The organism is Streptomyces sp. NPDC055239 (assembly GCF_053606205.1).
The window spans coordinates 179,857-203,481 of the sequence record NZ_JBSGRD010000014.1 but is presented as its reverse complement, the minus strand read 5'-3'; the positions used below and the strand labels follow the sequence as shown (position 1 = coordinate 203,481).

27 protein-coding genes and 1 tRNA gene are annotated in these 23,625 nt (G+C 69.6%); 22 read left to right on the top strand and 6 right to left on the bottom strand.

From position 1 onward, the window contains the following. Positions 1-80: 80 nt before the first annotated feature. On the top strand, positions 81-1,001 hold the full coding sequence (locus ACWFRJ_RS35760; protein WP_453540695.1) for a LysR family transcriptional regulator: 921 nt from the start codon (positions 81-83) through the stop codon (positions 999-1,001). Here the strand turns inward: ACWFRJ_RS35760 and ACWFRJ_RS35755 are convergent. Then, positions 968-1,510, bottom strand: coding sequence for a GNAT family N-acetyltransferase (locus ACWFRJ_RS35755; protein WP_453540692.1), 543 nt, complete (start codon positions 1,508-1,510; stop codon positions 968-970). The two genes, ACWFRJ_RS35760 and ACWFRJ_RS35755, sit on opposite strands and share 34 nt — an antisense overlap. A 157-nt stretch (positions 1,511-1,667) precedes the next feature. Between ACWFRJ_RS35755 and ACWFRJ_RS35750 the strand changes: the two genes are divergently transcribed. The 6 genes from ACWFRJ_RS35750 to ACWFRJ_RS35725 all read left to right on the top strand — a co-directional run bounded on the left by ACWFRJ_RS35750 (position 1,668) and on the right by ACWFRJ_RS35725 (position 6,315). Beyond that, positions 1,668-1,931 (top strand): hypothetical protein, encoded by a 264-nt coding sequence (locus ACWFRJ_RS35750; RefSeq protein ID WP_453540689.1) that lies wholly within the window; start codon positions 1,668-1,670, stop codon positions 1,929-1,931. Positions 1,932-1,942: 11 nt separating this feature from the next. Next, complete coding sequence (locus ACWFRJ_RS35745) at positions 1,943-3,163, top strand: flotillin family protein (RefSeq protein WP_453540686.1); 1,221 nt, start codon at positions 1,943-1,945, stop codon at positions 3,161-3,163. Between the two features lie 99 nt (positions 3,164-3,262). Continuing rightward, a complete protein-coding gene (locus ACWFRJ_RS35740) occupies positions 3,263-4,459 on the top strand; it encodes a cation:proton antiporter (protein WP_453540683.1) in 1,197 nt (398 codons plus the stop codon). A gap of 8 nt (positions 4,460-4,467) precedes the next feature. Then, positions 4,468-5,049 carry an HhH-GPD-type base excision DNA repair protein gene (locus ACWFRJ_RS35735; RefSeq protein WP_453540680.1) on the top strand — a complete coding sequence of 194 codons (582 nt, stop codon included), beginning with the start codon at positions 4,468-4,470 and terminating at the stop codon, positions 5,047-5,049. A 705-nt stretch (positions 5,050-5,754) separates the two neighbouring features. After that, positions 5,755-6,069 carry a hypothetical protein gene (locus tag ACWFRJ_RS35730; protein ID WP_453540677.1) on the top strand — a complete coding sequence of 105 codons (315 nt, stop codon included), beginning with the start codon at positions 5,755-5,757 and terminating at the stop codon, positions 6,067-6,069. Positions 6,070-6,156: 87 nt separating this feature from the next. After that, a complete protein-coding gene (locus ACWFRJ_RS35725) occupies positions 6,157-6,315 on the top strand; it encodes a hypothetical protein (protein WP_453540674.1) in 159 nt (52 codons plus the stop codon). A 66-nt stretch (positions 6,316-6,381) separates the two neighbouring features. On the opposite strand, the gene ACWFRJ_RS35720 is transcribed toward ACWFRJ_RS35725, so the two are convergent. Next, the gene (locus ACWFRJ_RS35720) at positions 6,382-7,905 is read right to left on the bottom strand and encodes a helicase HerA-like domain-containing protein (RefSeq protein WP_453540672.1); all 1,524 of its coding nucleotides are present in this window, start codon (positions 7,903-7,905) and stop codon (positions 6,382-6,384) included. Between the two features lie 345 nt (positions 7,906-8,250). Here ACWFRJ_RS35720 and ACWFRJ_RS35715 point away from each other — a divergent pair, with 345 nt between their 5' ends. Both ACWFRJ_RS35715 and ACWFRJ_RS35710 read left to right on the top strand, forming a co-directional pair. Continuing rightward, a complete protein-coding gene (locus tag ACWFRJ_RS35715) occupies positions 8,251-8,547 on the top strand; it encodes a type II toxin-antitoxin system VapB family antitoxin (RefSeq protein WP_014155093.1) in 297 nt (98 codons plus the stop codon). 162 nt (positions 8,548-8,709) lie between these two features. After that, positions 8,710-9,396, top strand: a complete 687-nt coding sequence (locus tag ACWFRJ_RS35710; RefSeq protein WP_453540668.1) for a LytR C-terminal domain-containing protein — start codon at positions 8,710-8,712, stop codon at positions 9,394-9,396. A gap of 36 nt (positions 9,397-9,432) precedes the next feature. On the opposite strand, the gene upp is transcribed toward ACWFRJ_RS35710, so the two are convergent. Then, positions 9,433-10,068, bottom strand: a complete 636-nt coding sequence (gene upp, locus ACWFRJ_RS35705) for a uracil phosphoribosyltransferase (protein WP_135331553.1) — start codon at positions 10,066-10,068, stop codon at positions 9,433-9,435. Positions 10,069-10,217: 149 nt separating this feature from the next. Between upp and ACWFRJ_RS35700 the strand changes: the two genes are divergently transcribed. The 9 genes from ACWFRJ_RS35700 to ACWFRJ_RS35660 all read left to right on the top strand — a co-directional run bounded on the left by ACWFRJ_RS35700 (position 10,218) and on the right by ACWFRJ_RS35660 (position 16,046). Further along, entirely contained in the window at positions 10,218-10,403 is a 186-nt protein-coding gene (locus tag ACWFRJ_RS35700) for a hypothetical protein (protein ID WP_160505980.1), read from the top strand. Positions 10,404-10,620: 217 nt separating this feature from the next. After that, complete coding sequence (locus tag ACWFRJ_RS35695) at positions 10,621-11,193, top strand: tRNA adenosine deaminase-associated protein (protein WP_453540919.1); 573 nt, start codon at positions 10,621-10,623, stop codon at positions 11,191-11,193. Positions 11,194-11,295: 102 nt separating this feature from the next. Continuing rightward, positions 11,296-11,727 carry a tRNA adenosine(34) deaminase TadA gene (tadA, locus tag ACWFRJ_RS35690; RefSeq protein WP_453540916.1) on the top strand — a complete coding sequence of 144 codons (432 nt, stop codon included), beginning with the start codon at positions 11,296-11,298 and terminating at the stop codon, positions 11,725-11,727. A gap of 80 nt (positions 11,728-11,807) precedes the next feature. Beyond that, positions 11,808-11,892 (top strand) — tRNA-Ser (locus ACWFRJ_RS35685). 453 nt (positions 11,893-12,345) lie between these two features. Further along, the gene (locus ACWFRJ_RS35680) at positions 12,346-12,525 is read left to right on the top strand and encodes a hypothetical protein (RefSeq protein WP_453540665.1); all 180 of its coding nucleotides are present in this window, start codon (positions 12,346-12,348) and stop codon (positions 12,523-12,525) included. 67 nt (positions 12,526-12,592) lie between these two features. Continuing rightward, positions 12,593-12,886 (top strand): Dabb family protein, encoded by a 294-nt coding sequence (locus tag ACWFRJ_RS35675; RefSeq protein ID WP_393482300.1) that lies wholly within the window; start codon positions 12,593-12,595, stop codon positions 12,884-12,886. A gap of 232 nt (positions 12,887-13,118) precedes the next feature. Continuing rightward, positions 13,119-14,090 carry an RNA polymerase sigma factor SigF gene (locus tag ACWFRJ_RS35670; RefSeq protein ID WP_453540662.1) on the top strand — a complete coding sequence of 324 codons (972 nt, stop codon included), beginning with the start codon at positions 13,119-13,121 and terminating at the stop codon, positions 14,088-14,090. Between the two features lie 243 nt (positions 14,091-14,333). Next, positions 14,334-15,194, top strand: coding sequence for an RNA polymerase sigma factor SigF (locus tag ACWFRJ_RS35665; protein WP_383268388.1), 861 nt, complete (start codon positions 14,334-14,336; stop codon positions 15,192-15,194). 90 nt (positions 15,195-15,284) lie between these two features. Beyond that, positions 15,285-16,046: a hypothetical protein gene (locus tag ACWFRJ_RS35660; RefSeq protein ID WP_453540658.1), complete on the top strand. Its 762-nt coding sequence runs from the start codon at positions 15,285-15,287 to the stop codon at positions 16,044-16,046. Positions 16,047-16,110: 64 nt separating this feature from the next. On the opposite strand, the gene ACWFRJ_RS35655 is transcribed toward ACWFRJ_RS35660, so the two are convergent. After that, positions 16,111-16,317 (bottom strand): hypothetical protein, encoded by a 207-nt coding sequence (locus tag ACWFRJ_RS35655; RefSeq protein ID WP_383268383.1) that lies wholly within the window; start codon positions 16,315-16,317, stop codon positions 16,111-16,113. A gap of 172 nt (positions 16,318-16,489) precedes the next feature. Here ACWFRJ_RS35655 and ACWFRJ_RS35650 point away from each other — a divergent pair, with 172 nt between their 5' ends. The 4 genes from ACWFRJ_RS35650 to ACWFRJ_RS35635 all read left to right on the top strand — a co-directional run bounded on the left by ACWFRJ_RS35650 (position 16,490) and on the right by ACWFRJ_RS35635 (position 21,064). Continuing rightward, positions 16,490-16,969 (top strand): MarR family winged helix-turn-helix transcriptional regulator, encoded by a 480-nt coding sequence (locus tag ACWFRJ_RS35650; RefSeq protein ID WP_453540655.1) that lies wholly within the window; start codon positions 16,490-16,492, stop codon positions 16,967-16,969. Between the two features lie 19 nt (positions 16,970-16,988). Continuing rightward, positions 16,989-19,526: an MFS transporter gene (locus ACWFRJ_RS35645; protein ID WP_453540652.1), complete on the top strand. Its 2,538-nt coding sequence runs from the start codon at positions 16,989-16,991 to the stop codon at positions 19,524-19,526. Between the two features lie 194 nt (positions 19,527-19,720). Then, entirely contained in the window at positions 19,721-20,539 is an 819-nt protein-coding gene (locus ACWFRJ_RS35640) for a YceI family protein (protein WP_453540650.1), read from the top strand. A 63-nt stretch (positions 20,540-20,602) separates the two neighbouring features. Then, a complete protein-coding gene (locus ACWFRJ_RS35635) occupies positions 20,603-21,064 on the top strand; it encodes a PPOX class F420-dependent oxidoreductase (RefSeq protein WP_453540647.1) in 462 nt (153 codons plus the stop codon). 25 nt (positions 21,065-21,089) lie between these two features. On the opposite strand, the gene ACWFRJ_RS35630 is transcribed toward ACWFRJ_RS35635, so the two are convergent. Both ACWFRJ_RS35630 and ACWFRJ_RS35625 read right to left on the bottom strand, forming a co-directional pair. Continuing rightward, entirely contained in the window at positions 21,090-21,872 is a 783-nt protein-coding gene (locus tag ACWFRJ_RS35630; RefSeq protein WP_453540644.1) for a TetR/AcrR family transcriptional regulator, read from the bottom strand. A gap of 97 nt (positions 21,873-21,969) precedes the next feature. Further along, positions 21,970-23,487, bottom strand: a complete 1,518-nt coding sequence (locus ACWFRJ_RS35625; RefSeq protein WP_453540641.1) for an MFS transporter — start codon at positions 23,485-23,487, stop codon at positions 21,970-21,972. Positions 23,488-23,625 lie beyond the last annotated feature (138 nt).

The following is a 23,625-nucleotide window of genomic DNA, read 5'->3' as shown; positions in this document are numbered from 1 at the left end:
AGCTGACTTTATCCACCGCCCGTCCGCCCTCCCCGTTAGTTCTACGTAAGGGTTCGAGGGGCATGGTTAAGCTGGACTGCATGCTTGATACGCGGCGCATGCAGGTACTCCGGGCAGTGGTCACCAGCGGTTCCGTGACCGCCGCCGCACGGAATCTCGGGTACACGCCCTCCGCGGTGAGCCAGCAGATGGCGGCCCTGGAGAAGGAGGCGGGCATCGCCCTCCTGGAGCGCACCGGGCGCGGGGTGCGGCCGACGGACGCCGGGCGGCTGCTCACCGAGTACGCGGTCGCCATCGGCAAGCAGATCGCCGAGGCGGAGACCGCGCTCGCCGAGCTGCGGGCAGGGCGGACGGGCCGGGTCTCGATGCGGTACTTCACCACGGCGGGCTCGACACTCGTCGCCCCGGCACTCGCGGCGCTTCGGCGCGCACAGCCCGGCGTACAGGTCGAGTTGAAGCTGTCCGACCCCGACGATCCGATGCCGCAGGTACGGGACCGGCTCGCGGATCTCGCCCTTGTGGTCAGGCCGCCCGGTCAACTGGGCGTGGACGGCGTGCGGTTCGAGCACCTCCTCGACGACCGGTACCACGCGGTGCTGCCCGCGGGGCATCCGCTCGCCGCGAAGCAGCTGCTCGACATGGCGGACCTGGCCGACGAGCCGTGGGTGGCCAGCGAGACACCGGGTCCCTGCCTCGACGCCATCCTCGACGCGTGCGGCGCGGCCGGATTCAGCCCGGACTTCGTGGTGGAGAGCGGGGACTACGCCACGGCGCAGGGCTTCGTCGCCGCGGGCCTCGGCGTCAGCCTTGTCCCGCGACTCGGGCTCGACGCGCCCCACTCCGGCGTGGTCGTCCGCGAGGTCCACAACCCGGTGCCGGTGCGGTCCATCTACGCGGCCGTACGGGGCCCCGCGCCGGACCGTCCCGCGGTGCGGGGTCTTCTGGAGGCGCTGCGGGAGGCGGTGGCTCAGGTGGGCGTCTCTGCCTCCGGCCCGGCGTAACAGCGCACGGTGACCGTCTGCTGCGGGCTCCAGCGCTGCTCGCCCGTGCCGAGGAACCGCCAGCCCGTACGTTCGTAGAGGGCGGTCGCCGAAGTGTCGTACGCGACGACGTCCAGGACCGGCTGCAGCCCCAGCTCGGCGGCCTCCGCCACGACCCGCGCGAGGAGCAGCGCCCCGAGTCCGCGGCCACGGGCCCCCGGCGCGACGAACAGCCGGCTGACCACACCGATCTCGTCGACCGGCACTCCTTCGCGCCCGCTCCACAGGGCGGGCGCCACGTCGCCGACCGCACTCCGGCAGAGCACGACGTGCCCGGCGACCCGGCCGCCGAGCTCGGCGACCCAGGCCCCGACGGGCGAGCCCCCGGTCAGCCAGTCGGCGGGCCGCTCGGGCCAGTTGGTGGGGTAGCCGTCGGCCTCGTGCACCTGGGCCAGGGCTTCCACGCAGGCGGGGAGGTCGGGGGCGTGGCGGGGGCGGATGTAGGGGGCCGGAGTTCGGGCGGGGCTCATCGTCGTATGCAAGCACGGACGGAAACGGCGCCGCACCCGAGGCCGGGCCCTACTTCTTGACGTTCAGATGACTCTGCCGACCATGGGCGCCCCGCGCCCCCCGCGCTAAGGTCAGGATTCAGACAGAGCCTGCATGACATGGGGGAGGCGGCCGCCAATGGCGCCGGATGAGGCTGTGATCGGCTGTACCGGTGAACTCGTCATCGGTACACGCGGATCCGCGGGGCCCGGAGAGGTCCTGGTGCGGATCCGAGGAGGTTCCGAGACGTTTCTCGCCTGGTCCGACGAGCCACTGCCGCACGGCGCGTCCGTGCTCGTGATCGAGTCGCGGGGCAGCCGCCAGGTCGATGTCATCAAGTGGGCAGACCCGTTGGACCCGTTGGACGCGTTGACCGGCGACGGCGCCGGCGACGCCGGTTGAGGAGTCGATCCATGTTCGGTTACCGCGTACCCGCCCCCGATGAGGCGATGCTGATCTCCGGCGGCAGGCGAGGCCTCGGCGGCGCCCCGTTCCGGGTCGTGACGGGGCACGGCAAGTTCGTGCTGCCCGTCTTCCGCAAGACCCGCTTCCTCACCCTCTCCATGAACGAGGCGGAGGTCGTCGAGACCTGCGTGACCCGCCAGGGCATCGCCCTGAGCGTGCGCGCCGTGATCGCCTTCAAGGTCGGCAACGACACGGAGAGCATCGTCAACGCGGGCCAGCGCTTCCTCTCCGACCAGGACCAGATGTCCGTCCTCACCGGCCGCATCTTCGCCGGTCATCTGCGCTCCATCATCGGCTCGATGACGGTCGAGGAGATCGTCACCGAGCGCCAGAAGCTCGCCACCGAGGTCCTGGACACCTCGAAGGCCGAGATGGCGAAGATCGGCCTGCACGTGGACTCGCTGCAGATCCAGTCGATCGACGACGGCGAGACGGGCTACATCGACGCCATGTCCGCCCCGCACAAGGCCGCCATCCAGCGCCAGGCCCAGATCGCCCAGGCCAAGGCGACCCAGGCCGCGTCCGAGGCCGAGCAGGAGGCGGCACGGAACCAGGCCGAGTACGCGCGGCAGACCGCGATCGTGCAGGCCCAGTACTCCGCCGAGGTCGAGCAGGCCCAGGCCAAGGCCGCCCAGGCGGGTCCGCTCGCGGAGGCGCACGCGCAGCAGGAGGTCCTCGACGCGCGCACCGAACTGGCCGAGCGCGCCGCCCAGTTGCGCCAGCAGCAGCTGGTCGCCGAGGTGGTCAAGCCCGCGGAGGCGGACGCCGAGCGCATCCGGGTGCTCGCCCTGGCCGAGGCCGAGCGGATGAAGATCCAGGCCGAGGCGGCGGCGTCGTACGACCGTGTCGCGCTCGACCGGATGCTGATCGACCAGCTGCCGCTGATCGTGAAGGAGGCGGCGACCGGCCTCTCCGGGGCCAACGTCAACGTACTGAACGGCGCGGACGGACTCGGTGAGATCGCGGCCGGGCTCGTCGGGCAGGGCCTGACGATCCTGGACTCGGTACGGAACAACCTCGGTACGCCCGCGGCACAGGGGCAGGGACAGGGGCAGGGGCAGGGCGAGCGCGAACCGGTGGACATCAAGAGGTACTTGGGCGCGCCCGCGGGCCGTGGCCAGGGGGAGAACGGCGGCGGCAAGGGGGACGGCCCCATCGAGATCCAGTAGCCCTGGCCTCCTGGCTCGTCCTCCCGGCTCGCCCTCCCGGCTCGCCCTCCTGGCTCGGCAAGGTGTCCAAGTTGCCCGCCTTAGGGTTAAATGCCACCTATGTCGCAACCGGGGACGCTCATCCTGATCATGGCCATCGCCGTGCTCGCGCCCCTCCTCACCTACGGCTTCAGCCGCTGGATCCCCGTCCCCCTGGTCATCTTCGAGATCCTGCTCGGCATCGTCATCGGCCCCGACGTACTCGGCCTGGCCCACCACGACGCGGCCATCGACGCGCTCTCGGACCTCGGCCTCTCGATGCTGATCTTTCTCGCGGGGTACGAGATCCAGTTCGGCGCCGTCCGCGGGGACACCCTGCGCCGTTCGGTGTGGGCCTGGGTGATCTCGCTGGCGCTCGGCCTCGGCGTCGCGTTCGCGCTGACCGCGGGCGCGGCCACCAAGAGCTTCGTCATCGGCACGGCGCTGACCAGCACCGCGCTCGGCACGGTGCTTCCGATCCTGCGCGACTCGGGGGATCTGCGGGGCCGCTTCGGGACCGTGATGATGGCGTTCGGCGCGGTCGGGGAGTTCGGCCCGATCATCGCCATGGCGCTGCTCCTGAGCGGTCGCGCCCCCGGCATGTCGACCGTGCTGCTCGCCGCCTTCGCCGCCGTCACGGCCGCCGCGGTGTACTGGGCGCTGCGGCCGAGACCTCCCTGGTTCTCCCGGGTCATCGCCAAGACCCTGCACAGCAGCGGCCAGTTCGCGGTGCGCTTCGTGATGCTGCTGCTCGCCGCGATGCTGGGACTCTCGTACGCCTTCGGACTCGACTCGCTCCTGGGCGCGTTCGCTGCGGGCCTGCTCACCCGTCTCGTGCTGCAGGGTGCGGCGCCCGAGAGCAGTGAGGTGGTCCTCGGGAAGATCGAGGCGATGGGGTTCGGCTTCCTTGTGCCGGTGTTCTTCATCGTGACCGGCATCGACTTCGACCTGGACGCGCTCCTTCGCGGTGGCCGCGCTCTCGCCCTGCTGCCCGTCTTCCTCCTGCTCTTCCTCCTCGTACGGGGCCTGCCCGTGTACTTCCTCGCCCCACGTGACCTGGACGCCCGGGACCGGCGTGCCCTCACGCTCTACTCCTCCACGGCCCTGCCGCTCGTCGTCGCGATCACCACCATCGGCCTTGACGACAAGGCGCTGACGGCGGGCGAGGCGGCGGCGCTTGTCGGGGCGGGGATGGTGTCGGTCCTCGTCTTCCCGCTGGCGGCGCTGAGGCTGCGGGCGCGGTCGCCACGTGGCCTGAGCGCGGCACCCGGGAGATGATCGATTCCATGGACGTCACCCTGCACCTGGCCCAGGAGCCGGAAGCCGATGAGCTCCTCGGCCGCAGTCCGCTGGCCGCGCTCGTCGGGATGCTGCTCGATCAGCAGGTTCCGATGGAGTGGGCGTTCGCGGGCCCGCACACGATCGCCCGGCGCTTGAACGCGGACGATCTCGACGCGCACGAGATCGCGGCGTACGACCCTGACGAATTCGCGGCGCTGCTCTCCGCCAAACCGGCGGTGCACCGTTATCCGGGGTCGATGGCGAAGCGGATCCAGCAGCTGTGCGCGTACCTGGTGGAGCACTATGACGGTGACCCCACCGCCCTGTGGGAGGGCGCCGCGTCCGGCAAGGAGCTGCAGCAGCGCCTGAACGACCTCCCCGGATTCGGTAAGCAGAAGTCCCAGATCTTCCTGGCCCTGCTCGGCAAGCAGCTGGGCGTACGTCCCTCCGGCTGGCGGGAGGCGGCGGGGCCCTACGGAGAGCCGGACGCGTACCGCTCGGTGGCGGACATCACCGGCCCCGAGTCCCTGCAACGAGTCCGCGCCCACAAGCAGCAGCTCAAAGCCGCAAAGGCCTCCGGCAACTAACCGCGCCTACCCCCCGGCATCACCCCCACCGAACAGGCCTTCCCCACCCACCCACCCGTTCACCCCGCATCCACCCCTGACGAACAAGCTCTCCCACCCACCCGCCCGATTGCCCCGTGTTGCCAAGGGGTGGGCGGGTGGAGTCATTGGCGGAGCCGGGGTGGGGGGGTGCAGGAGCGCGTCAGCGGCAGTGGCGGGTGGGCGGGGAGGGAGGCCTCCACGGGCGGCGGCGAGATACGGCAGTGGGCTCGGCAGGCGGGTCGCGACGTACCCCAGCCGTGGGAAACCGGCCCCCACGCACCCGCAGTCGGCATCGAGACACGAGGGGACGTGCCGGGATTTCCGCCCGAAGCACGGTTCGCGGCACTCCCCAGCCGAAGCAACCGGCACCCACCAGTGGATGGCTCGGCAGGCAGGTCGCGACGTACCCCAGCCGGGGGAGACCGGCCCCCAAGCACCCGCAGTCGGCATCGAGACGTGAGGGGACGTGTCGGGATTTCCGCCCGGAGCACGGTTCGCGGCGCTCCCCCGCCGAAGCAGACACGCGCCCACCAGCGGATGGCGAGGACGGACATCCCGGCGCGGCCCCGCCCCACCACGAACGCCACCGCAACGCGTCAGCCGCGCGCCGCTCCCGTAGCCCATGAGGGCGGATCTCGGCGTCGGGGAACACCAACCGGGTCCAGTCGGGGGACATGACCCCTCATGAGCCGCGCCGCGTCACCCCGACCCGCGTGGCTCCGCGCTGCCCTCGTCCTGCTGGCGCTCCTCGGCGCCGTCCTCGTCCCCGTGGCCCCCACCGAAGCCGCCCCCGCCCCACCCGCGGCCGCCGTATCCATCGAGCCCACCGGCGAGGCCCACCAGGAAGCCACCGACAGCACACTCCGCGTACCCACCAGACGCCCCACCCCCGTCACCACCCCGGCCACCGCAGACCACCGCACCCCCGAACCACTCCCACCGCCCACACTCCCGCACCCTCACCTCCCCGCCCCACGCTCCGTCGTCCTCCGCTGCTGACAGTCCCCAGTCCCCAGTCCCCACACCGGACTGAACCGGACTGACCACACCCCCCCCATCAGCAGCAGCGAACCGAGGAAGACACCCATGCCCATCGACCCGTACGCAGCCCTGCACGCCCTTCTCCGCGCCGAAGCCGTACGCAACGCGCCAAGGCCCGAGGCTCCCGCCCCCGCCGCGGCCCCGTCACAGACCGAGGACGAGGACCCCGAGAAGAAGCACAGCCCCGAGCAGAACGGACGCTGACCCACCGGCGCAGACGCAGACGCAGATGCTCAAGGCGCCCCGCCAGCCTCAGCCTCAGCCTCAGCCTCAGCGTCTGCGCCGAGCCGTCCCGAACACCGACCGGGAGATCTCCCGCCCGATCTGCGTCCCCAACGACCGCGCCAACGACTTGAAGATCCCGCTCCCCACAACCTGGTCCACAACGGATCCGGAGCCAGAGCCGGAGCCAGAGCCAGAGCCAGAGCCAGCCCCCTGGGGCTCCACCTTCTTTTCCTCCGCGGCCACCGCAACAGCCGCAGTCAACTTCTCGTACGCCGACTCCCGGTCCACCGCCTCCGCGTACCGCCCGTACAGCAGCGACCCCTTCACCGCCCCGTCCAGCGCCCCCGCCTCCACCGGCCCCATCAGCGACTCCGGCGCCCGCAACCGCGTCACGGCCACCGGCGTGGGCGCGCCCTTCTCGCTCAGGACGGTGATCACCGCCTCGCCCGTGCCGATCGTGGTCAGCGTCTCCTCCAGGTCGTACGCCGAACGCGGGAACGTCCGGACCGTCGCCTTCAACGCCTTCTCGTCGTCCGGCGTGAAGGCCCGCAGCGCGTGCTGGACCCGGTTGCCCAGCTGGGCGAGGACATCGCCGGGCACGTCCTTCGGCGTCTGCGTCACGAAGAAGACGCCGACCCCCTTCGAGCGGATCAGACGCACGGTCTGCGTGATCGCTTCCAGGAACGCCTTCGACGCCCCGTTGAAGAGCAGATGCGCCTCGTCGAAGAAGAAGACGAGCTTCGGCTTCTCCACGTCGCCCACCTCGGGCAGGTCGTTGTAGAGATCGGCGAGGAGCCACATCAGGAACGTCGAGAACAGCTGCGGCTTGTCCTGCACGGCGGGCAGTTCGAGCACCGACACCAGGCCCCGTCCGTCCGGCGCCGCCCGCAGGAACTCGCTCGTGTCGAACTCCGGCTCCCCGAAGAAGTCGCTCATGCCCTGCGCCTCGAAGGCGGTCAGGGCTCGCAGGATGACGCCCGCGGTGACCGTGGAGAGACCGCCGATGCCCTTGAGCTCGGGCTTTCCCTCGTCCGACGTCAGGAACGTCACCACGGCCCGCAGATCCTTCAGGTCGACCAGTTCAAGCCCTTTTTGGTCCGCGTAGTGAAAGATCAGGCCGAGCGACTGCTCCTGGGTCTGGTTCAGCTGAAGCACCTTCGAAAGCAGCACGGGGCCGAAGCTCGTGATCGTGGCCCGCACCGGGATCCCGGTCCCGATCCCGCCCAGTGCGTAGAACTCGCTGGGGAAGCCCGTCGCCTCCCACGTCTGACCGACCTCCCGCGCGCGCTCGGCGACCTTCTCGCCGCTCTCCCCGGGGAGCGAGATCCCGGAGACGTCGCCCTTGACGTCGGCGAGGAACACCGGCACGCCCTGCGCGGCCAGCTGCTCGGCGATGAGCTGGAGCGTTTTCGTCTTTCCCGTGCCGGTCGCGCCCGCTACGAGCCCGTGCCGGTTGAGCATGGCCAGCGGAACGCGGACCTGGGCGTCGGGCAGACACCGCCCGTCCCACAGGAGCGCGCCGAGTTCCAGCGCGGGCCCCGTGAAGGCATACCCGGAGACAATCTCCATTGCCCCTTGAGGCAGAGCCGTACCCCCACCAGAGGCACCACCAGAAGCCCCGTCAGAAGCCCCGTCAGAAGCCCCGTCAGAAGCCCCACCAGAGGCCCCGTCAGGAGCCCCGTCAGGCGCCTCATCGGAACCCTCCCCTCCGCTCGTCACCCCCGCGACCGGCGAAGACTCGTTAGAGGGGTTCGCACTCCTCTTCATGGACGGCATCGGCTGGCTCTCGCTCACTTCTGCCCCTGTTCTCGGCTTGAGTGTTTCCGTTATGCCCCGATATCCGGCGTCATTTCCCAGCGTCGCACTCCGTCGCCATGGCTGCGCCCGGAGAGCCTTGCCCGGTAGGCTTTCCGTGTGATCTTCAAGCGCATCGGAAACGGCCGGCCGTACCCCGACCACGGCCGGGAAAGCACCCGGCAGTGGGCGGACGTCGCGCCGCGCCCGGTCCGCCTCGATCAGCTCGTGACGACCAAGGGCCAGCTGGACCTAGAGACGCTCCTCGCGGAGGACTCGACGTTCTACGGCGACCTCTTCGCGCACGTGGTGAAGTGGCAGGGCGACCTCTACCTGGAAGACGGACTGCACCGCGCGGTCCGCGCCGCGCTCCAGCAGCGCCAGGTACTGCACGCCCGCGTCCTCGAGATGGGCTGACCCGCAGTCGACAAGGCCCGACAGGGGTCCGACAGCGGTCGATGACGGACGGCAGCCGTACCGCCGGGCGCTCACGCCCTCATTGGCCCTTTTGGGTTGCACTGAGCCCGAGTCAATGATCATTTAGTAGGCATCACGGCGTCACCGCACTACGCTGCGCCCATGAGCATGCTCACTCCCCCCGGCATGGGCGGCAAGTACCGCATCACGGGGTCCAAATACCCGCGTATGCGCCGAAACCGTGGCCGTCGCAGGATCGTGCTCGCGGTGGTGGCGTCCGTCGTCGCGGTCGGACTGATCGGCTGGGGAACCCTGCAGCTCATCGACGTCTTCACGGGCGGCGACAAGGCCACTGCGGCGAGCTCGCGCGGCGACTGCGCGGCCAGGAAACCCGGCCCGTCGGGCGGCCCGTCCGACGGTCCGTCAGGCGGCCCCTCAGGCGAACCGTCCGGGCCCAAGGCGCTCCCGAAACCCGGCCAGATCAAGGTCAACGTCTTCAACGCCACGGCCCGCGGCGGCCTCGCCAAGGACGTCGCCACCGAGCTCAAGAAGCGCGGCTTCACCGTCGGCAAGGTGGACAACGCGACGAAGGCGTACGACAAGAAGGTCAAGGGCACCGGGATACTGCTCGGCGCCAAGTCCGCCACGGACAGCGCGCTGCCGGTGCTCGGTACGCAGCTCGCGGACGCCGAGAGCAGGACGGACGCCCGCAAGGGCGTCGAGGTGGACCTCATTCTGGGCGCGAAGTTCAAGGATCTGGCAAAGAAAAAGGACGCCGACAAGGCTCTGGCGGTACTCGCCAAACCCAAGCCGACGCCCTCACCGTCCAGCGGCAAGAAAGACTGCTGAGCGCTGTTCCGGGACTCCCGGAAGGACTGCTGAGCGCTACTCGGCAGTCCCGTACATCCGGTCCCCGGCGTCGCCGAGGCCCGGCACGATGTAGCCGTTCTCGTTGAGCCGCTCGTCGACCGATGCCGTCACGACCGTCACCGGCGTGCCCGCGAGCTCGCGCTCCATGACCTCGACGCCCTCGGGGGCGGCGAGCAGCACCACGGCGGTGACGTCGTCGGCGCCGCGCTTGATCAGTTCCTGGATGGCCGCGACGAGCGTGCCGCCGGTGGCCAGCATCGGGTCAAGGACGTACACCTGGCGCCCGGAGAGGTCCTCGGGCATCCGGGTCGCGTACGTCGACGCCTGCAGCGTCTCCTCGTCGCGGATCATCCCGAGGAAGCCCACCTCGGCGGTCGGCAGGAGGCGCACCATGCCGTCCAGCATGCCGAGCCCGGCGCGCAGGATCGGCACGACCAGGGGGCGCGGGTAGGACAGCTTGACGCCGGTCGTCGGGGTGACCGGGGTCTCGATGTCGACCTGCTCGGTGCGCACGTCCCGGGTGGCCTCGTACGCGAGCAGGGTGACCAGCTCGTCGGCGAGGCGCCGGAAGGTAGGAGAGTCGGTGCGCTTGTCGCGCAGCGTGGTGAGTTTGTGCGCCACCAGCGGGTGGTCGACGACGTGGATCCGCATGACATCAACAGTAACCGCGCCCCGGACCACCTGGACTCCCCCGCTGACGGCCGCTTCCGCCCCGCCCCGGGCCCCTGGAAACACCCCGCGCTGGCATCAAACCCGCCGAACGGGGGAAAGTGGACGTACGACCTGGGGTGGTGTTGCCCATGCCGGACCGAGAGCCGGGCGGCCGAGAGCCGGACCGCGAGACCGAAGCAGAGCGGCGTCGCCGCCGTGCCCAGTTCCTGCACGAACGGGCCGAGGCCATCGAGCTCCGCGACCGTGTGAAGCCGCGCCGCGCCCGGGCGGCACGGATGCGTCAGCAGATGCGTATGCGCACCTTCCGCTGGTAGCGGCGACCGCTCGCGCAGGGCTCGGGGGAGCCTTTCGCGCGACTCGACGCGGACACGACGCGAACACAGGGGGCGGAAGACCTCTCCTCAGGCCGTGGTTTCTGCCACGATTCCGAGTGGGCGGGGCTTGGAACAGCAACTCCCCCGCTCCCCGAACTCGCCGGGGGGACACCCGAACCGTCAACCGGCACTGTCTATGACCAGTGGGAGAGTCACGGTGTACTTCGCCGCACTGCTCGCGCGCACCGAAGACGGGTGGGAAGCGAGCGACACGGAGCTCGACGATGTGGAGAGCCTGTCGGATCTGACCGACCTGGCCCGTGAGGCCACGGCCGGCAGCGCAGAGGACGACACCGTCCTCGTCTTCATCGAACAGGAGGGCGCCTGGTTCGGCGTCGTCCGTGTGGACGGTGAGGAGGACCCTCGTATCTACGTCTCTGACGCGGCCGCGGCCGCCCGGAGTTCGTACGGCGAGATCCTGCTCACCGACGAGATGCTCGGCCGTGAGCCGGGCACCGACGATCCGGGCGCCGATCTGGACGCCCTCGACCTGGACGGCACGGAGGACGGCGAACCCGCCGACCCCGACGCCGCCCCCGATTCCGCCACCGACGACGACACGGGGGACGCCGCGGACGACGCGGTGCCCGCGGGACCCCTCGGCGACTCGGAGCTCCTGAGCGACCTCGGCGTGCCCGAGAAGGAGCTGCTCGGCCTGGAGCCCGGTGACGCGCTCAGCGACATCGCCGAGATCCTCGGGGCGGCGGAGGTGCTCGAGACCGTCCGCTAGGTTCCCGGTGTGACCGACCGGAACGCCCCCGTCCCCCCGCCCGAACCCGACCGAGAAACCGACGAAGAGACCGATCCCGTACGCGACCGCTGGCGGGAGCCCATGCGGCTCGCCCTGGCCGAGGCCGAACTGGCCGTCCAGGGCGGCGATGTGCCCGTCGGCGCCGTCGTACTGTCCCCGGACGGCACGACGGTGCTCGCCGCGGGCCACAACGAACGCGAGGCGACCGGCGACCCGACGGCGCATGCGGAGGTGCTCGCCGTCCGCCGGGCCGCCGCCGCACTCGGCGAGTGGCGCCTGACCGGCTGCACGCTGGTGGTGACCCTGGAGCCGTGCACGATGTGCGCGGGCGCGCTCGTCCAGTCCCGCGTCGACAGGGTCGTCTATGGAGCGCGCGACGAGAAGGCGGGCGCCGCGGGCTCCGTCTGGGACGTCGTACGCGACAGAAGGCTCAACCACCGTCCCGAGGTGATCCAGGGCGTCCTCGCGGACGAGGCCGCCGGGCTGCTCACCCGCTTCTTCCGGGGGCGCTGAGCGGCTTCGGTACGGGCCGCGGGCATCCGTCGGCCAAACGGATTTCGGACCACGGCCCACCTTGGGCTAGAGTTCCTCTCGGTAGCGTGTCCGAGCGGCCGAAGGAGCTCGCCTCGAAAGCGAGTGTGGGGAAACTCACCGTGGGTTCAAATCCCACCGCTACCGCTCTTGATACGAAGGCCCCGTCCGCGAGGACGGGGCCTTCGTCGTTTCCGCATGCGGAGAGTCCCGGTGCCGTGAAGACACCGGGACTCTCTGCGGACAGACAGGCAGACGGGCAGACAGACACACGAATAGGTGGATAGGTCGGGGGAAGCGGCATCGGGGGGACAAGCCGCTTCCCCCGATGAGGACTGGAACCCTCCAGCCAGCGCCGTCGTTCGGGGGAAGCAGACGGCGCGTGGCCCCGCAGTGGGGCCAGTCCCTTGCCCGCGGATTCCTGCCAGATCCGCTGGGGCACATCACCAATCCTGCGCCCCGCGCCATGGAGAACCGTCCGGCAAAGGGCCTCTGCTGCCGGGCCGTTGGTCCCTAAAGACCTTGTGAGCGAGGCCCGGGTTAGACTCACGCCCGTCACAGGGATCACAAGGCGCAGCACGTAAAGGGGAGGCCGAGAGCATGGCGGTGCAGTGGAAAAAAATCGGCCTCTTCGCGGTCGTCGTCTTCATTCTCTACGTGATCATCACTGATCCCGCCAAGGCCGCGGACTATGTACAGATAGCCTTCGAGGCGGTTTCGGACGCCGCCCGGAGCGTCGGCGACTTCATGACGTGGGTCGCCAACGGAGGCAAGGACTGAGCGGCTGGTCCGCCGTCCGCCGTTGCTCTCCCCCCACCCTCATCTCCCCGGCCTCCCAGGAGTGCGCATGATCCGCCATCTGGTCCTCTTCAAGCTCAACGACGGTGTCCGGCGCGACGAGCCGCGCGTCGTCGAGGGCGTCGAGGCCTTCCGCGCGCTCGGCGGGCAGATCCCGGAGCTCGCGTTCTGGGAGTGCGACTGGAACATCACCGACCGGCCCATCGCGTACGACTTCGCCATCAACTCGGCGGTCGAGGACACCGATGCCCTCAAGCGGTACATCGAGCACCCGGCCCACCAGGCGGGCGTCGCTCTGTGGCGTGAGTTCGCCACGTGGGTGATCGCGGACTACGAGTTCTGAGCGTCTGCGCCACCTGGCCCAACAGCCCCGCACCGAGCGGCCTCTCACCGGAACGGTGAGGGGCTTTTCTGCGTCTTACGGCCCAACTTGCCCCTCAACACGTAGTTATCGGGTGCTTGCACACAGTGCACATGTCTTGTGATGCTATGACCGCTTTTGACGGATGAGTTGACCAAGGTCGGCTGATCTTGACCGAGCTCGACAGGACTTGACTTGGCTTGACCGAGAAGGGGTGGCGTTGACCGTGCCGGCCAGTACTGCGCCCGAAGCACCGCCCGCACCGACCGCACCACCTGCGCCATCCGCACCACCCGTGACCCCGCAAGCGAACAGCGGCCCCGGCACCCAGAGCGCTCCGGGCCCACAGGACGTACAGCCTGCCCTGCGGGACGCACAGCCGGTCCTACAGGACGTACAGACGGCCCCCAGCACGCCCAGCAGCCGGGGTGCCGACACCCGGGCCCTGACGCAGGTGCTCTTCGGGCAGCTCAAGGATCTCGAGCCGGGCAGCCCCGAGCACGGCCGCGTCCGCGGTGCGCTCATCGAGGCCAATCTGCCGCTCGTGCGCTATGCCGCCGCCCGTTTCCGCAGCCGCAACGAGCCGATGGAGGACGTCGTCCAGGTCGGCACGATCGGTCTGATCAACGCCATCGACCGCTTCGACCCCGAGCGCGGCGTGCAGTTCCCGACCTTCGCGATGCCCACCGTGGTCGGCGAGATCAAGCGGTACTTCCGCGACAACGTACGAACCGTCCATGTGCCGCGCCGCCTTCACGAGCTGTGGGTGCAGGTGACCGGGGCGACCGAGGACCTCACCACGGCGTTCGGGCGCTCGCCCACGACCTCGGAGATCGCCGAGCGGCTGCGGATCACCGAGGAGGAGGTCCTGGCCTGTATCGAGGCCGGACGTTCGTACCACGCGACGTCGTTGGAGGCGGCCCAGGAGGGCGACGGCCTTCCCGGTCTGCTCGACCGGCTCGGCTATGAGGACCCGGCACTCGACGGCGTGGAGCACCGCGACCTCGTAAGGCATCTCCTCGTACAACTGCCCGAGCGCGAACAGCGGATCCTGCTTCTGCGCTACTACAGCAATCTGACGCAATCACAGATCAGCGCCGAATTGGGCGTTTCTCAGATGCATGTGTCAAGACTGCTGGCCAGAAGCTTTGCGCGACTTCGATCCGCAAACCGTATCGAGGCGTAACCGTATCGAGTGGACTGCTCTCTCGGCGGTCCCGACGATCTCGCGTGCAGAAAAGCCTCAGACCCCCTCTTTCCTGCATCGATGTCACCCTTTATTGTCGACATGTAACTACAGCGTGTTGCCGACATGTGACATTCTGCTGGAACCGCGTTTGCGACAGCCTCACGTCCGGTATTCAGGTGGAGGCTGCGTTCCTCCGACGGGAACGTCCGCCGTGACCGTCCGCGACCCAAAGGGGGTGGCATGTCCGCAGACCAGGGCAGCTCGAAGGTGCTCACGCTCACCAAGAGCGAATCAGCGCCCGACGCGCTTGCGAGCTCAAGTGTTTCCGGAGCTTCCGCAGCCATCGACACACGCACCCTGTCCCGCTCCCTGTTCCTGCGGCTCGCCGCACTCGACAAGGACAGCCCGGAACGTGTCTATGTGAGGGACACGCTGATCGAGCTCAATCTCCCGCTCGTTCGCTATGCGGCGGCGCGCTTCCGCAGCCGCAACGAACCGATGGAGGACATCGTCCAGGTCGGCACGATCGGCCTGATCAAGGCGATCGACCGCTTCGACTGCGAACGCGGCGTGGAATTCCCGACGTTCGCGATGCCGACCGTCGTCGGCGAGATCAAGCGCTTCTTCCGCGACACGAGTTGGTCGGTGCGCGTCCCGCGCCGCCTTCAGGAGCTGCGGCTCGCGCTGACGAAGACGAGTGACGAGCTGGCGCAGAAGCTGGACCGCTCACCGACCGTTCCCGAACTCGCCAAGGCGCTCGGGGTGTCCGAGGAGGACGTGGTCGACGGCCTTGCCGTCGGGAACGCGTACACCGCCTCCTCGCTGGACTCCCCGGCGGTCGAGGACGACGGCGGCGAGGGCTCCCTCGCGGACCGTCTGGGGTACGAGGACAGCGCGCTCGAAGGCGTCGAGTACCGCGAATCCCTCAAGCCCCTGCTCGCCAAGCTGCCGCCGCGTGAGCGCCGCATCATCATGCTGCGCTTCTTCGCGAACATGACGCAGTCGCAGATCGGCGAGGAGGTCGGCATCTCGCAGATGCACGTGTCACGCCTGCTCACGCGGACGCTTTCGCAGCTGCGGGAAGGCCTCATCGCGGACTGATCGCACTCCCCCTGTGGCTCAAAGTGCCGCAGGGGGACCGGAGTTGCTGACGGGGTTCCTAATTGACGACCCGTCAGACACACTGACGCCATGCGACGTGGCATACGGAACGTACTGGGTGCGTCTACGGCTGCCCTGTGCCTGGGCGGGCTCCTCGCGGCTTGCGGCGGCGGGGACGGCGACGGGTATGTGGCGACGGGTCCGGTCGGCGCGGGGCCTCACAAGACGCCGGGCAAGGGCGTTGCCCCTACCGGAGACGTGGAACTCGTACCGCTGGCGCCTCCCGGCGAGGGCGGCGGTGACGGCTCGAAGCCCCCGGAGCCGGGCCGCTCCAGCAGCTCGGACGACTCCGCCGACAAGTCCGCTAGCGGCAAGGCCGGTTCGGTCTCTCCGGCCACCCCGGACGGCGACGACTCCACGGCCGACGGCGCCAAGCCCGGTCGTACGACGGGGAATTCATCATCGGGAAGCCCGGAGGGCGGGACGAGCAGCACCCCCTCCACTCCCTCCGCGCCCGCCACCGGCACCGGCACCGGACCCAGCGGGCCCGCGAAGCTCAGCGTGGGTGATCCGGAGCGTAAGCCTGCGGCTGATCGCTGGTGCGAGAAAGTGACCGTCTCCTTTCGCAACACCGGCGGATCGCCGGTGCGGTCGGGCACGGTCACCTTCGGGACGCACATCATCGGTGCCCTTGGCGTCGACTGGGCCACGATCAAGTCGACCGTGAAGCTGCCTGCGCCCATCGGCGCGGGAGACCGGGTCAAGAAGACCTGGCCCGTGTGCGTCGAGGCCTGGCGGGTGCCGCTGGGCATGCATGTGGAGACGCAGGACGTCTCTGTTAAGTGGAAGTAGGGGACTTTTCGACTGCGGGTCGTTCGTGGCTGAGCGCGCAGTTCCCCGCGCCCCTAAAGGGGCCCTACTTCAACGCCAGCCAAGCCACCCCCGCCACCACCACGATCGCGAGTACGACGCCGATGATCAGGCCGATGCGCGGGCCCGCGGGCGCTGCCGCCGGCTGCTGTGCTCGGCCCTGCTGCGGGGACTCGTCGACGAAGGCGCGGAACATCTGCGTGCTGCCGGCGGGGTCGGGAGTGTTCTGGGGGCCCTGGGGGTTGTGTGCCATAGCACGGGACCCTAGCGAACCATCGGGTGTCGGCCCAACCCCCACTGACCACGGACTTTACGAGCGCGGTCCCAGACCTTTGCCGACTCTTTAGGGCGTTGGTCCAGTTTTAGTTTGCCTGCGGCAACCAACTGTCTCTATGGTTGCCCTAAGCAACAACATAGGAGGTGCCGTGGCCGCGCAGCGTCAGTACGAGGAGCTGGCCCGACAACTCAGCGCCATCGGTGCCGTGAAGCGTGGCCTCGGAAGAGGCTTGCCGCACGACTGCCCCGCAGGGTCCGCCGCCGTACTCATCCTGCTCGACCGGCACGGAGAGATGCGGATGAGCAGGCTCGCCGAGCTGCTCGCCGTGGACATGTCGGTGACCAGCCGCCACGTGGCCCATGTCGCCGAGAAGGAGTGGATCCTGCGGGATCCCGACCCCGCCGACAAGCGCTCCCGGATCCTGCGCCTGACCCCCGAGGGCAAGGCCAAGGTCGACGAGCTGTCCGACCTGTCCATCAGGACACTCACCCACTACTTGCATGACTGGTCGGACGAAGAAGTCGTCCAGCTCAGCACGCTGCTCGCGCGACTGCGCGACAGCTTCGGGGACTGCCGTGCGGCTTCGGCCCGGCTCCCCTTCGAAGAGACCACCCGTACACCCGCGTAACGAAGAGGAAGCCCAGCCCATGGCAACAACCACACCATCCGGTGTGCGGGGCAGCCACGCCAAGCACGGAGCCGCGCACGACGCGAGCGCTCCGATGACGCACCGCCAGATCATGGAGGCCCTCTCCGGCCTGCTGCTCGGCATGTTCGTCGCGATCCTGTCGTCGACGATCGTCTCCAACGCCCTGCCTGAAATCATCGGCGACCTGGGCGGCGGCCAGTCCGCCTACACCTGGGTCGTCACCGCCTCGCTCCTGGCGATGACGGCGACCACGCCCCTGTGGGGCAAGCTGTCGGACCTCTTCAGTAAGAAGGCCCTGGTCCAGATAGCCCTGGTCATCTACGTGCTCGGCTCGGTCGTCGCCGGCCTCTCGCAGAACGCCGGGATGCTGATCGCCTGCCGTGTCGTCCAGGGCATCGGCGTCGGCGGTCTCTCCGCCCTCGCGCAGATCGTGATGGCCGCGATGATCGCCCCGCGCGAGCGTGGCCGTTACTCCGGCTACCTCGGTGCGACCTTCGCCGTCGCCACCGTCGGCGGCCCGCTGCTCGGCGGTGTCATCACCGACACCTCGTGGCTCGGCTGGCGCTGGTGCTTCTACGTCGGCGTGCCCTTCGCGATCATCGCTCTGATCGTCCTGCAGAAGACCCTGAAGCTCCCCGTCGTGAAGCGGGACGTCAAGGTCGACTGGAGCGGTGCCTTCTTCATCTCGGCCTCCGTCTCCCTGCTCCTGGTCTGGGTGACCTTCGCGGGCGACAAGTACGACTGGATGTCCTGGCAGACCGGCGCGATGGTCGGCGGTTCGATCGTCCTCGGGCTGCTCTTCCTGCTCGTCGAGTCCAAGGCGCGCGAGCCGATCATCCCGCTGCGGCTCTTCCGCAACCGCACGATCACCCTCGCCTCCATCGCCTCGCTCTTCGTGGGCGTCGGGATGTTCGCGGGCACCGTGTTCTTCAGCCAGTACTTCCAGCTGGCGCGCGACAAGTCGCCGACGATGTCCGGCGTCATGACGATCCCGATGATCGCGGGTCTGTTCGTCTCATCGACGGTCTCGGGCCAGGTCATCACCAAGACCGGCAAGTGGAAGGCCTGGCTGGTCACCGGCGGTGCGCTCCTGACCGCGGGCCTCGGCCTTCTCGGCACGATGCGGTACGACACCGAGTACTGGCACATCGCGATCTTCATGGTGCTCATGGGTCTCGGCATCGGCATGATGATGCAGAACCTCGTGCTCGCCACGCAGAACCAGGTCGCTCCCGAGGACCTCGGCTCCGCGAGCTCGGTCGTCACCTTCTTCCGTTCCCTCGGTGGCGCCATGGGCGTCTCGGCGCTCGGCGCCGTGATGTCGACGCGCATCACCCACTACGTGAAGGACGGCCTGGAGGACCTCGGTCCCAAGGCCGCGGGCCTGGGCCACGGCGGCACGGGCGGCGGCGGCATCCCGGACCTGGACAAGCTCCCGGCTCCGTTCCGCACGGTCATGGAGAGCGCCTACGGGCACGGCATCGCCGATGTCTTCCTGATCGCCGCGCCGCTCGCCTTCATCGCGTTCCTGATCACGATCTTCATCAAGGAGGTTCCGCTGCGTACGTCAGGCGGACTCGCCCAGGCCGCCGAGGCCTCCGAGGTCCCCGCGGCCTCTCCCGCCGCCCCGGCGACGGCCGCCTCCGCGGTCACCGACGAGCAGCCGGTCCTGGCCTCCGTCGGCGCCCGCACCGAAACGGGCCCCGACGGCACGCAGAAGCTCGCAGCGGTGGCCTCGTCGGCCGCCGGTGAAGCCCCTGCGCAGACCATCGGCGGCGGAACTCCGGTCCACGGCTTCGTCCGCGGCGCGGAGAGCGCCCCGGTCCCGCGGGCCGCGGTCACGCTGATCTCCCTCGCGGGACGGCAGCTGGGCCGTGCGGTCGCGCAGGGCGACGGGTCCTACGCGGTGGACGCGCCGGGCGCCGGCTCGTACGTACTGATCGCCTCGGCCGACGGTTTCCAGCCGCAGGCCTCCACGATCGTCGTCTCCGACGAGGCACTCAACTACGACATCCTGCTGAGCGGCACGAGCGGCCTCAGCGGTGTCGTGCGGGCCTCCGACGGCAAGCTGCCGGTCGCGGGCGCCATGGTCATCGTGACCGACGTGCGCGGCGACGTCCTGGCCACCGGGCTCACCGGCGAACAGGGCGAGTTCACCTTCGCCGAGCTGGTGCCCGGCCAGGTCACCATCGCGGTGAACGCCGCAGGGCACCGCCCGATGGCGCTGCCCGTCGAGGTGGGCGCGGTCGGCGTCACCCGGGTCGAGGTCGAGCTGAAGTCCGGCTCGCGGGTGCTCGGCACCGTGCGCGCCAAGAGCGGCCCGCTGAACGACGCCCGGGTCACGCTCGTGGACGCGGCGGGCAACGTCGTCGCCTCCGCGACCACCGGCTCCGACGGCGCGTACGCCTTCACCGACCTGGACAGCGGCGACTACACGGTCATCGCGACCGGCTACCCGCCGGTCGCGACGGGCCTGACCGTCTCCGGTGAAGGTGTCGGCGACCACGACATCGAGCTCGCCCACCCCGGCGAGTAGTCGACCCCGGCCCGTGCGCGCGCTTCGAGCGGATGAGCGCGCACGGGCCGGTTGGGTAAGGGCCCCCGGGTCGGCGGTGACGCACACGGCAGGGGACGGCCGTGTCACCGCCGCCGGGGGCCGCACTCTTTTGAACTTCGGCTTTCTGAGCTTCGGCTCTTTGAGCTTTGGCAATGGGCAAGGAGAAAAACGGGATGGGACTCAGCGCTCGGATTCGGACGCGTGACGGGTGGGCGGTATCCCACGCCGTCGTCACCCTCACCGACATGACCGGCTCGCAGGTGCTGCGGGCCGCGGCGGACCAGGAAGGCGCCGTGCGCGACGCGACGGACCTCGCCCCGGGCCCGTACACCGTGATCGTCACCGCGGTCGGCTACGCGCCCGTGGCCTCGACCGCGCTCGTCACGGCGAGCGGCCGCGCCGAGGTCGGCAACGTCGTCCTGGCCCGGCAGGGCGGCACCGAGCTGCCGCCGCCGGGGCCGTGGACCATCGACCCGGCGCACTCGACGGTGGGCGCGGTCGCCCAGCACCTGGGGATCACCAGCGTGCACGGCCGGTTCACCGAGTTCGGCGGGCGCGTGGAGATCGCCGAGGACGTGGAGAAGTCGCGCGTCGAGGCGGTCATCAGGTCGGCGTCCATCGACACCGGCAACGGCATGCGGGACGGCCACCTGAAGTCGCCCGACTTCCTGGACGTCGAGCAGTACCCGGAGCTCGTCTTCCGGTCGACCGGCCTCACGCCGGCCGGTCCGGACCGCTGGACGGTCCAGGGCGAGCTCCAGATGCACGGTGTCGTACGCCCGGTCGACCTCGACCTGAGCTACCTCGGCACCGGCGCCGACCCCTGGGGCGGCACTCGCGCGGCCTTCAGGGCCACGGCGGAGCTGCGCCGGGAGGACTTCGCCATGAACTACAACCAGGTGGTGCAGGCGGGCATCTCGGCGATCGGCACGACCCTGCGGGTGGAGCTGGACATCCAGGCGGTCCAAGGGGAGTCCCTCCCCCAGGTCTAGCGGGCCCGGCGGTCCGGGCGGGCCTCGCAGGCCGGGCGGTCCTGGCGGGATTAGGGTGCGTTCATGGCACCCAACATTGCTACCAACACCACGGTCTCGGTCGATGAGTTGCTCGACTTCGTCCGCCCACGGCACCGCGCCATCCTGCTCACCGCCCGCGCGGACGGAACCCCGCAGGGATCCCCCCTGACCTGCGGGGTCGACGGCTCCGGACGGATCGTGGTCTCCACGTACCCGGAGCGGGCCAAGACACGGAACGCCAAGCGGAACCCCAAGGTCAGCATCATCGTCCTGAGCGACGAGTGGAACGGCCCCTGGGTGCAGATCGACGGGGCGGCCGAGGTCATCGACTCCCCGGATTCGGTGGAGCCGCTCGTCGAGTACTTCCGGAACATCTCCGGTGAGCACCCGGACTGGGACGAGTACCGCGAGGCGATGGTCAAGCAGGGCAAGTCCATCATCCGGATCACTCCGGAGCGGTGGGGCCCGGTGGCCACCGGGGGTTTCCCGGCAGCCAAGGCCTAGCCACAGCCAGCAGGTCGCGGGGAGCCTAGGGGCCCGGCTTGAGCGTCGCCTCGATGCCCGCGACCAGCAGGTCGAGCGCGACCTCGAAGTCCAGCTCCCACATCTCCTCGACCGTGGACCCGCCCCGCGCCTCCAGCATGTCGGAGGCGCTGTGCAAGGTCTCCTCCACGTCAGGGTGGTCGTGGACCGCGCCCATGGCCTCCTTGAAGTACTCAGCCGGGGTCAGCCCCGCCGCCGCGCACCGCGCGATGTAGTGGCCCTGCACGGTGCCGAATCCGTAGACGAACTGGAAGACCGCGGCGATGGCCCCGGCCTGTTTCTCCATCGGCAGGCCGGTCTCGCGCACCACTACCTGCACGGTCAGGGCGAACTTCAGCCAGTTCGGGCCGATGTTGAGGTAGTTGCCGATGAGCGGTGACACCCAGGCGTGCCGGACCAGCAACCTCCGGTACTCCTCGGCCAGTTCGCGCAGCGTCTCGCGCCACCGGTCGGGCGTGACCGAACCCTGGTCCGGCATGACCATCTCCCCAGCGGCCGCGTCCAGGGCCAGTTCGAGGAGGTCGTCCTTGGTGTCGACGTACCAGTACACGGACATCGCCGTGACGTTCAGGTCCGCCGCGAGGCGGCGCATGGAGAACTTGGCGAGGCCCTCCTCGTCCAGGAGGCGGACCGTGGCCTCGGTGATGCGTTCCCGGTCGAGGCCCGACGGCTGATCACTCCTGCGGCCCGCGCCGTTCCGGGGAGCTTTGCCCTCAAGCCAGACGCTGGTCCGCGCGAGGCGCTTCGCGCTGTCGGCTGCCTTCGCCATGGCGCACCTTCCTGGTCCTGAGCTCTTGTACTGGTACTGGTGGTCCCGAGGCGGGCGACAGACCGGAATCGGCCAGTCCGTCGCCCACCCGTCGATGCTATGCAGACTCCGTGGAAGGGTCCGCCTTGGCAGAGTCTGCCCTCTCCGCACGCTTCAGCAACGCGGCTGCCAGCATGCCGCCGAGGAGCACGGCGACCGCGCCCACCAGCTGGCTGGTCTCCAGGCCCGAGGAGAACGCGTCGGCGATCCTCTTACGTTCGCCGTCCGACTCCGCGGCAGCCAGTGCGGCGGGCAGCGAAACCGCGGAGACGGTGACGAGTGAGGCGAAGCGTGAGTTCAGGACAGCGCCGAGCACGGCCACGCCGAGACCGTTGCCGAACTCCGCGAGCGTGCCGTTGACGCCCGCGCCCACGCCCGCCTTCTCCGGCGGGATCGCGCTCATGATCGCGTTGGCCATGGCGGGCATGGCGAGTGCGATGCCCGCGCCCATCACGATGAGCCCTGTCAGCATCCCGGCGTAGTTGTCGCCGCCGAGCAGGGCGATCGCGGCGAGGCCCCCGGAGAGCAGGGTCATGCCGATGGCGATCGTGGCGGGAGTGCTCGTCCTCTTCAGGAGGCGTGCGCCGAGCCCGGTGAGGTTGAGCGCGACGACGGTGACCGCGAGCGGCGCCGTGCGCAGGCCCGCCTCCAACGGCTCGTACCCGAGGACGAACTGAAGGTGCTGGGTCAGCAGGAACAGCGAGCCGCCCATGCCGAAGGCGACCAGGATGGCGCCCGCGACGGCCCCGATGAACTTCTGGTTGCGGAAGAAGTGCATGTCCAGCATCGGGTACGGGATGCGCAGCTCCCAGAAGACGAAGACGCCGAGTACGACCACGCCCACCGCTGCCGCTGCGACCACCTGCGTCGACGTCCAGCCGTGCTCGGGGCCGGAGATGATCGCGTACACGACCGAGGCCATGCCGATGGTGGAGAGCAGCGCGCCGAGCAGGTCGGGGCGGTCGCCCTGCGGGTTCTTGGACTCGGGGACCAGCTTGATGACGGCGGCGAGCGCGAGGAGTACGACGGGGATGTTGATCAGGAAGATCGCGCCCCACCAGAAGTGGTTGAGCATGACCCCGCCCATCAGCGGGCCGAGCGCGAAGCCGAGGGAGTTGACGGTCGACCAGAGGCCGATCGCCTTCATCCGCTCCGTGTCGTCGAAGATCTGCACGACCACCGCGAGCGTGGTGGTGATCAGGAGCGCGCCGCCGATGCCCATTCCGGCCCGCGCGGCGATGAGCTGCGCGGAGGACTGGGCGAGGCCCGCGACCAGCGAACCGATGCCGAAGAGTGCGAGGCCCGCGGTGAGCATCTTCTTGCGGCCGTAGCGGTCGGACGCGCTGCCCGCGGTGAGCAGGAGTCCTGACTGGACGAGCGAGTAGGCGTTGATCATCCACTGGATGTCGGCCGTGGACGCGTCCAGCTCCTTGGTGAGGGAGGGGATGGCGACGTTCAGGACGGTGTTGTCCAGGAGGACGGTGAGCTGGGCGAGGCAGATGACGCCGAGGATCAGCCAGCGCTGGGGGTGCCCTTGTGAGGCTATGGGGGACTCGGCGGTCGTCGGTGCCGTCATGCCCTCTCCTTCTGCTTATACGGTGTATGGGTTGTCAGCGATGTACACCGTAAGGCATCTCTCGTACGCCGTACAAGAGAGATTTCAGGGGAGCATGGTTGCGGGGCCGACCGCGGGTGGCGGCCGACCCCGATACGT